Below are 13,467 nucleotides of genomic sequence, written 5' to 3'. Positions count from 1 at the left end.
CTCACAATAATCTACCTATTCTACTCCCTTACGAAGCATCTGCCTATACCACTGCCGGCCTTGTTCCTCTCTAATCGTATGATATTTCCAACCTTCCTTACTGATGGTGATGGTTATTTGTCCACTTTCACCCGTATCTAGCCACGTACTTCCGGTTTCTCGATAACGTTCTACAACAGACTGGCTTGGCATACCCCATTGATTGCCTTTAGCTAAAGAAGCTATCACCAACTGAGGTGACACAGCCTCAATAAACGGCTTAATCGATGACGAATCACTACCATGATGCGGAACCAACATAACATCACTTCTAAGCTGTTCACCTTCACGAGCAAGTAACCACTCACTTACCAATTCAATATCACCTGTGAGCAACATTGAGAACTCAGCACTTGGATCCGAGATTTTGACCACACACGAATGTGGGTTGTATGCCCTCTTCACTCGCTTGGGAGGCCATAACACTTCAAAAACGAGACCTTGCCAGTTCCACACCTCACCAACAATGCATGCTTGAATATTAGACTGAGTTTGAGTGGTCGATTGTGTTTGTTGATTAATATTCTGACTGGCTCTTATCCACTTAGGATCGTAGCTCTCAAGTAGAGCTGGATATCCACCAGCATGGTCAGAATCGAAATGACTCACAATCACGCCTTCTAATTCATAAATCCCCCTCTGATTCAAAGTTGGGACCAACAAGGATTCGACAACCGAACCTCCTGGCCACGCATTACCAAGATCGTAAGCAACGACCTGGTTGTTCTTTTCAAGGATGAGAGACAAGCCATGCCCTACGTCCAAGACATCAATAGTTAACTGGTCCTGTTTAACTTTGCCAAACTCCCACCACAACAGGAATACAGAAATGATGACAGCGGCAGCCCCATGTTTGAGGTATCGAGCAATAAAACCGAAGAATAAGATAAGAAAAACGAGCAACACGGTTACGTGATCATCCACCTGAATCCAAAACCGTTCAGAGAAAGGCAAGCTAAACACCAAGGGTTCAAGCGATAAATCAACCAGTTTCCATAACTGAGTAGAGAAACGAGCCATTGATTCGCTTCCCCCAACTAAAGACTCAGTGACCAAAGTCAGAAACATCGATAAAAACAGCAAAGGTATCGTCACCATTGACACCCAAGGCAATAGCAGCAAATTGTAGCCGACCGAGATCAAGCTAACGCCTTTGAAAAACAACATCGAAAACGGAGCAATTAATAAGGTCAGCAAAAACTGAATTTTGATGAGCTTTAGCACTCGTTCGATAAAGGTAGGTTGTGAAGAAGAGTTGTTACTATTGAACGCGATGTAGAGAACCGCACCCAATGAACCAAAAGACAACCAAAAACTGCTCGACAAAGTTGAAAACGGCCAAATCAGAAGAACCACGCACAGACTTAAAGCGACATATAGAAGCAACCTGATACTCTGCCCACGCCACAAGAAATAACTGGCGACAACACACATCACTAAAGCTCTCAAGGTTGGTAGTGTGAATCCGGCAAACCAACTGTAGAAATACGCCAAGCCAAGCCCGAATATTGTAGGTAGCCAAAGACATGAAGGTGAAATTAACCTGAATATCTTGCCAATCTGATAGCCGATACCAAAGGCAATACCGATATGGAGCCCCGAGATAGCCATCAAGTGAATCAAGCCAGTGCTTTTAAGCAAATCCCACCGCGCTGGGAGAATAAGGTCTCGATATCCAAAACTCAAAGCTATAATGAGGTCTTGATTTGCCAACGGGCTTAACCTTTCAAGGCTGGTTTCAAACCACCGGGAGCGCAAGTTGGTGCTTGAGTGAATGCGATACTTGGTATCTGCTTTGTAAGTTGCATTGGCAACCACGCTAGCACTAAACAAGTACTTTTCGAGATCAAAGCCTGCTTCATTGAGTTTGCCCCATACCGGCTTTATGGACGCAGATAGATAGACATCATCTCCAAGTGTTAACTTAAAAGGAGTAAACAAACGCAATTTTATCAATTGAGGAAAGATTAATTTTTCACCGCCAATTGATCTGACTACTATTACGCTTTCAAAACCGCGGCTATTTTCACTAAAAAGGCTAACAACCGACGCATTTATGGTAGTATTCTGCCCTGATTGAAACAAGCGACTCGTTTGTATTTCAATCGCATTCCCTAGGCAGATAACTAGTATCAATGCTGTTACTGAACCTCTTGCTCTCCGGAAAACGCTATACTTTGTTGATGCTAGCAGTAACAACAGCATCAATGGTGCCCAAACCCAATGTGGCATCACAGGCCAGAAGCTGGCAGACACAACTGTCGCAGCAAATGAAATCAAGAACCAAGTGTTAAACAAGAGAGTAGCTTCCTCCTATGCCAAGAAAGTTTATCAAACGATTTATGCCTGACCATGAGCTCATCAAGCGTCAGAAAGCATTAAAAGTTTTTGGCAATGTTTTGTACAACCCCAACTTATGGTGCCTTAATCGTCGCTCCGCGGCCGGCGCATTTGCTGTTGGGTTATTCATGGCGTTTGTCCCTCTACCAAGCCAAATGATTATGTCTGCAGGCCTAGCCGTTGTATGTGGTGTTAACTTACCTCTGGCTGTCGCTCTTGTTTGGATAAGTAACCCCGTAACCATGCCGGTATTGTTCTACTTTGCTTATAAAGTAGGTGCATTCGTTATGCATGTTCCGCCGCAAGCCTTTCATTTTGAACTGTCTTGGGACTTCATTTTGGCTCAAATGAGCACCATTGGGCCTCCGTTCCTGCTGGGTTGTATGATTTGTGGTGTGATTTCAGCAATGATTGGTTATTTCGGCATTCGCGGCTTATGGCGCTACTCAGTGGTAAGAAGCTGGAAGAAACGACAAGCAAGATACTGAACGTATACTGACGCGCTCTCCACTTTTAACGGATAGCGATAAAAATCAGACAAGTTATAAGCCATTAGATGATAGGCATGTAATGAAAGTCTTAAATAATACAGTTTGAGTTCAATAAAAAAGGATCCCACAAGGGATCCTTTTTATATCTGTCGAAACAGTAGATTTGTTATTTGGAGCTCAACACAGAAGCGGGATTTAGCTTCGCTGCTCGAGATGCTGGATACCATGTCGCTAGCAAACTTAAAGCGATTGCAGTACCTGATACAACAACGACATCCATCATATTCAACTGTGATGGCAAGAAGTCGACAAAGTAGATATCACCTGACAGGAATTGGTGATCGATCAGCTTCTCAAGACCTTTAATAATAGTAGTCAAATTGAGTGCGACCAAAACACCTATCGCACTACCGACTAAGCTACCTAATACGCCAGAGAACACGCCCTGCCAAACAAAGATACGCTTAACTAAGCCATCGGAAGCGCCCATGGTTCTTAAGATTGCGATCTCTGAAGCTCTATCTTTTACCGCCATCATCAATGTAGAGACAATGTTGAAACAAGCCACGCCAATTACCAGTACCATGACCAGATACATGATGGTGCGAACCAGTTGAATGTCTCGATATAGAAAGCCGAACTTCTGTTGCCAACTGCGCAGATAAACATACACATCTAGCTGATTTCCGACCTCGCGAACAATCGAGTTGGCATTCAATACATCAGTCACTTTCAAAGAGACACCTGTCACTGCCTCACCCAAGTTCGCGTAAACTTGAGCATCACCAATCGGAATAAGCGCTAAGCTATGGTCAATTTGTCCATTGAGCGTCAGTAAGCCGGCAACTTTTACTCGTATCCGTTTAGGCGCCTGAACTTTAACCGAGCCGTTGACTGTTGGGATCATTAAGGTCAAGTAATCACCCACTTGCGCACCTAGAACATTGGCCACACCAGAGCCCAAGATAATCTGCTGCTGTCCTGCTTTAAAATCAGTCCAAACTTGTTTATCAATGAAACTCGATAAACTCGATACCTGTTGCTCAAGCTGTGGGTCAACACCGCGAACTTCAATCGCTTTGAGCTCTTTGCCCTTCTCAGCCAGCGCTGTGATTTTCACATAAGGCGCAGCTGCAACGACTTTGTCATTTTTTTCGGACTGCTCTATCACATGCTCCCAGCGAGTCACAGGCTCATTGACTCCTTCAAACTCACCATGTGGAATAACCGACAGCACGCGCGATTCAAGCTCACGCTCAAAACCATTCATGGCTGACAGACCGATAATGATCACCGCCACACCAACCGCAATACCGATCGTAGAAGACAATGAGATGAAAGACACCATCTTGTCTCGCTGCTTAGCACGGCTAAAGCGGCCGCCTATCAATAGAGATAAAGAAGAAAACACTTAGCTCTCCTCTTTTTCTACGTTGACCAGCAAACCGTCTTGCATATGAAGTTGGCGATCCATCTTACCAGCAAGCTCACCATCGTGAGTGACAACCAAAAAGGCAGTATCGTACTCACGGTTTAGTTCACGCATTAAGTCGTAAATAGACAGTGCGGTATTGTGGTCAAGGTTACCTGTCGGCTCATCCGCCAACACCAAAGCTGGCTTATTCACCAATGCACGAGCAATCGCCACACGTTGTCTCTCACCACCAGAAAGCTCAGAAGGTCGGTGGTCAACTCGATGACTTAACCCCACTTTATCAAGTAGCAACTGTGCTTCTTGTTTCGCTTTCGCAGGCTTCTCACCACCTATTAGCAATGGCATTGCGACGTTTTCTAGTGCAGAAAAGTCGGATAGTAAGTGATGGAACTGATACACAAAACCAAGGTGCTGGTTGCGCAGCTTAGCCTGCTTGTTCGAGCTAAGTTTAGCTAAGTCTTGACCAAGAAAACTCACACTGCCAGCAGAGGCATCATCGAGCGCACCTAAGATATGCAGTAGCGTACTCTTACCTGAACCAGAGGTACCAATGATAGAAACCAGTTCCCCTTTCTCAATATCAAAGCTGACACCTTTAAGGACTTCGGTATCCAACGAGCCTTCACGGTACGTTTTACGGATATCATTACATTGAAGAAAATTACTCATAACGAAGGGCCTCAGCAGGTTTCACAGACGATGCACGATAAGAAGGGAAAACAGTGGCAATCAAGCTAAGTGCAATAGCCAGAACCACAACAACGGCGATTTGAATTGGGTTAATCATGATTGGCAATTGCCCACCAAACGAGAACAGAGCAACCCCCATCGCCTCTAAAATAGTATTCAAGTTCATGGCTAATACAACGCCTAACACGCCACCTGATAGCGCGCCAATCACGCCGCTACTTGCACCTTGAACCATAAAGATCCCCATCACTTGACCATCGGTCATGCCTTGGGTTTTAAGAATCGCAACTTCAGACTGCTTCTCCATAACCACCATGATAAGCGCGGAAATAATATTGAAAGCAGCAACTCCGATAATAAGCCCAAGCATTAAGCCCATCATGTTTTTTTCCATACGAACGGCTTGGAATAACTCACCACGTTGGTCTCGCCAATCACTCCACAACCAACCTTCAGGTAATGGTTGAGTCGATAACTCCGCGACTTCAAACGGGTCTTCAAAAAACAGTCTCCAGCCTGAAATGGTGTCTGATTTGTAGCGCATCAAACGCCCAGCATCTTTAATATCGGTCACCATCAATTGAGCATCGATATCAGAACCCGTATTGAAAATACCAGCAACGGTGAAATTACGTTGGCTAGGAATACGGCCAAGTGGTGTGTATTGGCTTGCGCTGGTCACCATTAGACGAACCTTGTCGCCCATCGAAACCTTTAGGTTTCTCGCCAGTGTGTGACCAAGGAACAGCTGATATTGCCCAGCTTTTAGTGAAGAAAGTCTACCCGCGATTAAGTGGTCTTGAAGTGGGTCATCAGAGTTAGGTTGGATGCCAATCAAAAGGCCCGCTGACAATTGAGCCGGGCTCTGAATCACCGCTTCACTGCGAACAATCGGTTCAACGTGGCCATTAAGCGAAATCTGCTTAGCAAAACTAGGGGCCTGTTCAGAGAGTAGCGTCTTACCACCCTGCTCATAAACCACAGCTTGAGGAAGAACGCCGAGAATTCGGTCTTTTAATTGCGCTTCGAATCCATTCATTACCGATAAAACAGTAATCAAAGACAGTACACCAATGGTGATACCTGCCGTCGACATGTAAGAAACAAAACGGCTAAAGCGATCACCTGAACGACCTTTTAAATAACGTAGGCCAACAAACATTGAAATAGGATGAAACATACTTTGGACCATCAAAAAGGGATGCGGGTTAATGTAACGGGTATTGCTGTTACTGTGTAGGGGGTAATTGAAAATATAGAGTGAATTAACTCAATTAGTTAGGTCTGAAAAACAGAACCCTGTCAAAACACCAAATTTCAAACAACTATTTGATACTTTCAATTAACTGACCTTGATTACTGCCGCCACATAGCGATAATCAATAGATCACTTCAAGGAACTAACGCATGACAGAACAAGAGTTTTTCACCGTTCACCATAGCCTTACCGCTAATGTTGAGCCAATGGATAGTGGCTTCACTTTACCTTCTCAAATTCAGTTCGAATCTGAGATCCCAGCACCATTTGTGGTGGCAAGTGAATTTAGCCAATTGGATCTATTAGCTGACAGTGCTCGTGCTGAACTGAAAAACAGCGACTTGAAGAATGTCACCAGTTTATTGGATGCACAAAACTCAAAATTAAACCTCTTGTTGAGCTTTATGTTATCGCAACAAGATGATGAGAAATTTCGCACTCACACCTATTCCTTTGGTGCGAGTCAGTTTTCCTGCTTTTCAAAAGCAGACATCGAACCGGGTCGCTTGGTAAAAGCCAAACTTTTTCTAGAGCACCCTGCTGCGGCTATTTATTGCTACGCAGAAGTGTTTGCTAGTGAAGCTAAAGACTCAGGTTTCGAAATCAAATTTAAATACGCTCATCTTCGTGATACCGACCAAGATCTGCTCATTAAAGCGGCTCTTCATCAACAACAGAAACTCTTGCGTCAACGCTCTCTAGACCGAGATAACAAGTAAATTAACATGACCAAAAAATCCATATTTACACTACCTAAACTTAAAGGTGCCGGTGACAAAAAGCACATCGGTAACCTAGTAGGTTCGTCTCTCGCTCTTGCCATTGCCAAACTCGCGGAGCAACACAGCAGCCATACAGTACTTGTAGTGCCAGACCCACAAGTTGCACTTAAGCTGCAATCTGAAATTGAACAGTTTACGGCGAGCGAAGTTGCACTATTCCCAGACTGGGAAACACTGCCTTACGATAGCTTCTCGCCACATCAAGAGATTATTTCAGATCGTATCGCGCGCCTTTACGCATTGCCGACGCTAAAAGATGGCATCACGATCGTGCCGATCAGCACGCTACTCCAGCGCCAATCACCACGTGACTTCTTGCTACAGCACACTCTAATGGTGAAAACTGGTGATCTTTACTCACTAGAGAAACTGCGCCTGCAGCTTGAAAAATCTGGCTATCGTTACGTTGATCAAGTGTTTGGTCCGGGTGAATACGCAAGCCGTGGTTCTATTCTTGATCTATTCCCGATGGGCAGCAAAGACCCTTATCGAATCGATTTTTTCGATGACGAGATCGACACCATTCGTACTTTCGATCCAGAAAACCAACGTTCTATCGAAGACATCTCTGAGATCCGCCTGTTACCTGCTCACGAATTCCCAACTTCAGAAACGGCAATTGAAGATTTCCGTATTCGTTGGCGCCAACAGTTTGATGCCCGCCGCGAACCAGAATCGGTTTATATGCAGGTATCTAAAGGCACATGGCCGGCTGGTATTGAGTATTGGCAACCGCTGTTCTTCGATCACACAGAAACGCTTTTTGACTATGTTGCCGATGAAGCGCAACTTTTGGTTCTGGGTGATGTAGAAACCGCTGTTGATTCTTTCCTTGCTGATGTCGCTCACCGATACGAGCAACGTGGTGTTGATCCACTACGACCACTGCTGACGCCTGAGCAACTTTGGTTGAAGAAAGACGAGCTGTTCGCTCACTTCAAACAGAAGCCACAGGTCAACCTAAGCCTAGAGTCGATTGAAGAGAAAGCAGGCCGCACTAACTTGCCTGTCGTGTCATTGCCTGACCTCAGCGTTCAGCATCAAAATAAAGAGCCACTTGCAAACCTAAGAAAGTTCACTGAAGCCTTCGATGGTAAAGTAGTCTTTTCGGTTGAATCAGAAGGTCGTCGTGAAGCCCTGAGTGAATTACTCAGTGGCATTAAAGTTCGTCCTAGCGAAGTTGAAAACCTCGATACAGCTATTAACGGCAAAGACAAGTTCAGCCTGATTCTCGGTTCCGCTGAACATGGTTTTATCCACGAAGAACAAAACATCGCCCTTATCTGTGAAAGCGATCTATTAGGTGATCGTGTTATTCAACGCCGTAAGAAAGACAAGAAAAGCGTAAACAGCGATACTGTAATTCGTCACTTAGCGGAGCTTAAACCGGGTCAACCTGTTGTTCACATTGACCATGGTATTGGTCGCTACATCGGCCTGCAGACTCTCGAAGCGGGTGGTATGAAAACCGAATACGTAACCCTTGAGTATCAAAACGATGCCAAGTTATACGTACCTGTTGCTTCTTTGAACTTAATCGGACGTTACTCTGGCGGCGCAGAAGACTCCGCACCTTTACATAAACTCGGTGGCGAAGCTTGGCAAAAAGCTCGTAAACGCGCCGCAGAGAAAGTACGTGACGTTGCAGCAGAGCTACTTGATGTTTACGCTAAGCGTGAGCTAAAACCTGGCTACAAATTTGTGCTCGACCGTGGCCAATATGCGACTTTCAAGTCAGGCTTCCCATTTGAAGAAACCGATGATCAAGCAATAGCCATCAATGCCGTTATGTCTGATATGTGCCAAGCAAAAGCCATGGACCGATTAGTATGTGGTGATGTTGGTTTTGGTAAGACAGAAGTAGCGATGCGCGCGGCATTCGTTTGTACGGATAACAGCAAACAAGTGGCGGTTTTGGTTCCGACTACCCTACTAGCTCAGCAACACTTCGAAAACTTCCGAGACCGTTTCGCTAACTTACCAATTCGTGTTGAAGTGCTATCGCGATTTAAATCAGCTAAAGAGCAGAAGTTAATCATGCAAGATGTCGCCGACGGTAAGGTCGACATCTTGGTTGGTACTCACAAGCTACTTTCGAGTGAGATTAAATTCAAAGATCTTGGCTTATTGGTTGTCGATGAAGAACACCGCTTCGGTGTGCGCCAGAAAGAGAAAGTGAAAGCAATGCGTGCCGATGTCGACATCCTAACGCTAACTGCAACACCAATACCACGGACATTAAACATGGCCATGAGTGGTATGCGCGACCTTTCGATCATCGCCACACCACCCGCACGACGCTTGGCAATTAAGACCTTTGTTCGCGAGAGTGATGACGCGATCGTTAGAGAGGCAGTACTGCGTGAAATCATGCGTGGTGGTCAGGTTTACTTCCTGCACAACCAAGTCGATACGATTGAGAAAACGGCTGAATCACTACAGAAACTGATTCCAGAGGCGCGTGTGACCGTCGCACACGGTCAAATGCGAGAACGCGAACTAGAACGCATCATGAATGACTTCTACCACCAACGCTTTAACTTGTTGGTGTGTACAACCATCATCGAAACAGGTATCGATGTACCAACGGCCAATACTATCTTAATGGACAGAGCCGATAACCTTGGCTTGGCACAGCTTCACCAATTGCGTGGTCGTGTGGGTCGTTCTCACCACCAAGCTTATGCTTACTTGTTAACGCCGCATCCTAAAGCAATGACCAAAGATGCGATCAAGCGATTAGATGCGATTGCTTCACTCGAAGACTTGGGCGCAGGCTTTACTCTAGCAACCCATGACTTAGAGATTCGTGGCGCAGGCGAACTGTTAGGTGATGAACAGAGTGGCCAAATCCAGTCGGTTGGTTTCACCTTGTACATGGAAATGCTTGAACAGGCGGTTGAAGCATTGAAAGAAGGTCGAGAACCGTCACTTGATGACCTACTGCGTGAACAAACTGAAATTGAAATGCGTCTGCCAGCACTATTGCCAGATGACTACATCCCAGACATCAACACGCGCTTATCAACCTACAAACGTATAGCGAGTGTGAACAACACAGATGAACTGGCAGAGTTGAAAGTCGAGCTGATTGATCGCTTCGGCCTTCTGCCTGATGCAACCAAAAACTTGTTGTCAGTTTCAGAGCTAAAATTAGCCGCGGCGTCTATCAAGGCTAAAAAAATTGAAGCTCACGATAAGGGGGGATTCTTAGAATTCTACCCGGATGCTGACATAAACCCAGCCTACCTTGTTAAACTGTTGCAATCTCAACCGCAAAAGTTTTCAATGGAAGGACCAACAAAGTTCAAGTTTACGATACCATTGGTCGACAGACGGAAACGAATTCAATTTGTTAGTGATTTATTGGGCGAATTCAGACAAAACTTGCTGCCTTCAGCATAAGACCCAACCCACTTGCACATATAAATTATCCAGCCGGTAGTTCGGCTGGAAGACGGAGTAAAAATGAAAAGACTGATCCCACTGCTACTATTGTTCGTCTCACTGCCAAGTTTGGCACAGAGACAATTTGATATAGAAGTGATCATTTTTAAGCGCGCTGTTGATGCAGAGAAAGTGAATGAATCTTGGCCAAACACACAGCCAAAGATTTCACTTGAGCGCGTTGGTTCATTTCAAGATACCCAATACCGAGCGAAGAAAGGCGTGCAGATGCTTCCTTACTCGGAATACAAGTTAACACCTCAGAAAGACAAGCTACGCAAACACGCAGGCTTTGAAGTTCTGATGCATACTGCTTGGCGTCAAGGTGACCAAGGTAAGAGTTCAGCACCTGTTTTCCACATTCAAGCAGGTAAAGACTTCTCTAAACAGTTTAATGCGGACGGTTCTGAGAAAGGCGCTGTGACTGCATCAAACCCGGATGGCTTCCAAGAAGAGACGATTGATAAGCCGCTTTACGAGTTAGATGGCAAACTTCAAATCTACGTGCAGCACTACCTATATGCAGAAACGACACTCGATTTGAAAGCGCCAAGCGTTCGTGAAGTGACTCTACAAGAACAGCAAATCGAACTAGACTCGCCAGTAAGTGGTGCAGAGAGCAATGTTCAGGTGGGTAACCTTACCGAGATATCTCCGACCGTAGAAGTGCAGGAGTTCCTTAAGAGCTACCGTATGGACCAAAAACGTCGCATGCGCAGTACAGAGACTCACTACCTAGACCACCCGCTTCTTGGCATGGTGATTCAAGTACGTCGCGTCGCTCAATAAGCCATGTAATCAGTCTTCAACTAGCAGCTCAACTACTCTTACAGAGAGTGGAACTTGGTATAAAGCATTGAAGTTGAATTAAGCATTCAATACGCCCTCCATTATGAGGGCGTTTTATTAGCCGTTACACATAATTTGGTGCGTCCTATGAGCCCAGACTTTCAGATCAATACACAGAATCTAAGCCTCAAAATCATTGAACCCTCAGATGCTAAAGAGTTTGCTCAACTGATCAAATCTTCACCAAGCTTATTACCTTGGGTAGACTGGTGTCATGATGAGTTTTCTATCGTCGAAGCCGAAAAATTCATTCTGGCAACTCGCCTCAATTGGGTAAAAGCCGATGCGTTTGGTTTTGGTATCTTTGAGCAAAAAACCGATAAGCTGGTCGGAATGGTGGCGATCAATGAGCTTTACCACACCTTCAATATGGCAAGTTTAGGTTATTGGGTCGGTGACGAATTTCAAAGGAGAGGTATTGCCAAAGAAGCGATGCTAGCCTTGTTTGAATTCTGCTTTGCTCAGCTTAAGCTAACGCGCTTGGAGATCGTTTGTGATACCGAAAATCTACCAAGCCAAAAGCTGATAGAGAGGTGTGGTGCAGAGCGAGAAACCATCGCCAAGAATCGATTTATCTTTAACGGAAAGCCGAAAGATGGCATCGTTTACTCAGTATTACCGCCAACGGCTTAACCGTTGCTGCTCAGTGATAAGCGCAAATAACACTAAACTGGGTAAATCTCACTTAACTGACACGATCAAAAAAGAGCTCCTAAGAGCTCTTTTTTATTATCAACATGAAGCTATTTATCAGGCTTAGCTGATTAGTGAAGCTTTAAGTTTGGACGAAGTACACGGTTAATACGACCAACCAACATCATCAGTGATGTTTTGATCAAGCCGTGAAGCGCCATCTGGTGCATGCGGTACAAAGAGATGTAAACCACGCGAGCAATACGACCTTCAACCATCATCGAACCTTTAGTCAGGTTACCCATCAAGCTACCCACTGTAGAAAAACGGCTTAGTGAAACCAGTGAGCCTTTATCTTTGTAGATATAGTCTTTCAGGTCACGGCCATTCAACTTAGCAATGATGTTGCTAAATGCACAACTTGCCATTTGGTGAGCCGCTTGTGCACGTGGTGGAACGAATGAACCATCCGCTTGTGTACATTGTGCCAAGTCACCGATAGCAAAGATACTGTCGTCAAGCGTGGTTTGCAGCGTATTTTTCACAACCAATTGGTTGATACGGTTAGTCTCAAGGCCACCAATATCTTTCATGAAATCTGGCGCTTTAATACCTGCTGCCCATACCATGATTTGAGCAGGGATCTTGTCACCGTCTTTGGTTGTTAGACCATCAGAATCAGCTTGCGTCACCATAGTATTAGTACGAACGTTTACACCAAGCTTAGTTAGCTCAGAGTGTGCGGCGCTTGAAATACGAGGAGGAAGAGCAGGAAGAATACGTTCACCCGCTTCAACAAGGTTGACGTTCAACTTGCTGGAATCTAGGTCGCCGAAACCGTAAGTGCGAAGCTCTTTTACCGCGTTATGTAGCTCTGCAGAAAGCTCTACGCCCGTTGCACCAGCACCAACAATCGCGATGTCTACCGTACCTTGACCGTTCTTAGCGTGAAGTTTTAAGAACTGGTTGTTCATTTCAGTACGGAAACGGTGCGCTTGTTCTGGGCTATCGAGGAAAATGCAGTTATCACGAACGCCAGGAGTGTTGAAGTCGTTCGACGTTGAACCTAGTGCCATAACAAGAATATCGTATTCAAGTTCACGGCTTGGCATCAACAGCTCGCCGTGCTCATCTTTCAGTTCGCTCAGTGCAATCACTTTACGTTCACGATCGATGTCGTTCAGGCTGCCCATTTGGAAGTCGAAGTAATGGTTTTTTGCGTGTGCGCGGTAGCTTAGTGCATCAACACCTTCATCCAGTGAGCCAGTTGCTACTTCATGAAGTAATGGTTTCCATAGGTGGCTTGCTTTACGGTCTACCAGAGTGATCTGGGCACGTTTCTTACGGCCTAAAGTTCGGCCTAGCTTAGTTGCTAGCTCTAAACCACCAGCACCGCCGCCTACTACGATAATTTTTGTCACAATGACAATCCTCTACAAAATGAATAAATGGGGTTCGGCCCGATTGCTCCAACCGATAAATTCTATGTATCTACTCGGCCTT

Annotated in this window: 10 protein-coding genes; 5 read left to right on the top strand and 5 right to left on the bottom strand. The window is 45.2% G+C overall.

Annotated elements, in window-relative coordinates:
* Positions 1-15 precede the first annotated feature (15 nt).
* Positions 16-2,337, bottom strand: coding sequence for a DNA internalization-related competence protein ComEC/Rec2 (locus OCV56_RS05265; protein ID WP_086712206.1), 2,322 nt, complete (start codon positions 2,335-2,337; stop codon positions 16-18).
* 17 nt (positions 2,338-2,354) lie between these two features.
* Here OCV56_RS05265 and OCV56_RS05260 point away from each other — a divergent pair, with 17 nt between their 5' ends.
* Positions 2,355-2,867: a DUF2062 domain-containing protein gene (locus tag OCV56_RS05260; RefSeq protein WP_086712207.1), complete on the top strand. Its 513-nt coding sequence runs from the start codon at positions 2,355-2,357 to the stop codon at positions 2,865-2,867.
* Between the two features lie 169 nt (positions 2,868-3,036).
* Here OCV56_RS05260 and lolE read toward each other — a convergent pair whose 3' ends face one another.
* From lolE to lolC, 3 genes are read right to left on the bottom strand one after another with little or no spacing between them, the layout of a single operon-like run.
* Positions 3,037-4,281, bottom strand: coding sequence for a lipoprotein-releasing ABC transporter permease subunit LolE (lolE, locus tag OCV56_RS05255; protein ID WP_086712208.1), 1,245 nt, complete (start codon positions 4,279-4,281; stop codon positions 3,037-3,039).
* The gene (gene lolD, locus OCV56_RS05250; protein WP_086712209.1) at positions 4,282-4,974 is read right to left on the bottom strand and encodes a lipoprotein-releasing ABC transporter ATP-binding protein LolD; all 693 of its coding nucleotides are present in this window, start codon (positions 4,972-4,974) and stop codon (positions 4,282-4,284) included.
* Complete coding sequence (gene lolC, locus OCV56_RS05245) at positions 4,967-6,175, bottom strand: lipoprotein-releasing ABC transporter permease subunit LolC (protein WP_086712210.1); 1,209 nt, start codon at positions 6,173-6,175, stop codon at positions 4,967-4,969. Before lolC ends, lolD begins: the two co-directional genes overlap by 8 nt.
* 227 nt (positions 6,176-6,402) lie before the next feature.
* Between lolC and OCV56_RS05240 the strand changes: the two genes are divergently transcribed.
* The 4 genes from OCV56_RS05240 (at position 6,403) to OCV56_RS05225 (ending at position 11,964) form a co-directional block, all read left to right on the top strand.
* Positions 6,403-6,972 carry a PilZ domain-containing protein gene (locus tag OCV56_RS05240; protein ID WP_086712211.1) on the top strand — a complete coding sequence of 190 codons (570 nt, stop codon included), beginning with the start codon at positions 6,403-6,405 and terminating at the stop codon, positions 6,970-6,972.
* Between the two features lie 6 nt (positions 6,973-6,978).
* On the top strand, positions 6,979-10,440 hold the full coding sequence (gene mfd, locus OCV56_RS05235; RefSeq protein ID WP_086712212.1) for a transcription-repair coupling factor: 3,462 nt from the start codon (positions 6,979-6,981) through the stop codon (positions 10,438-10,440).
* A gap of 63 nt (positions 10,441-10,503) precedes the next feature.
* Complete coding sequence (locus tag OCV56_RS05230) at positions 10,504-11,271, top strand: peptidoglycan binding protein CsiV (RefSeq protein WP_086712213.1); 768 nt, start codon at positions 10,504-10,506, stop codon at positions 11,269-11,271.
* Between the two features lie 147 nt (positions 11,272-11,418).
* Entirely contained in the window at positions 11,419-11,964 is a 546-nt protein-coding gene (locus tag OCV56_RS05225) for a GNAT family N-acetyltransferase (protein ID WP_086712214.1), read from the top strand.
* 131 nt (positions 11,965-12,095) lie between these two features.
* Here the strand turns inward: OCV56_RS05225 and OCV56_RS05220 are convergent, their stop codons facing one another.
* Positions 12,096-13,385: an NAD(P)/FAD-dependent oxidoreductase gene (locus OCV56_RS05220; protein WP_086712215.1), complete on the bottom strand. Its 1,290-nt coding sequence runs from the start codon at positions 13,383-13,385 to the stop codon at positions 12,096-12,098.
* Positions 13,386-13,467 lie beyond the last annotated feature (82 nt).

This window comes from Vibrio gigantis, assembly GCF_024347515.1.
GTDB lineage: Bacteria > Pseudomonadota > Gammaproteobacteria > Enterobacterales > Vibrionaceae > Vibrio > Vibrio gigantis.
The sequence above is the reverse complement of the archived record's forward strand: the minus strand, read 5'-3'. Positions and strand labels throughout refer to the sequence as shown.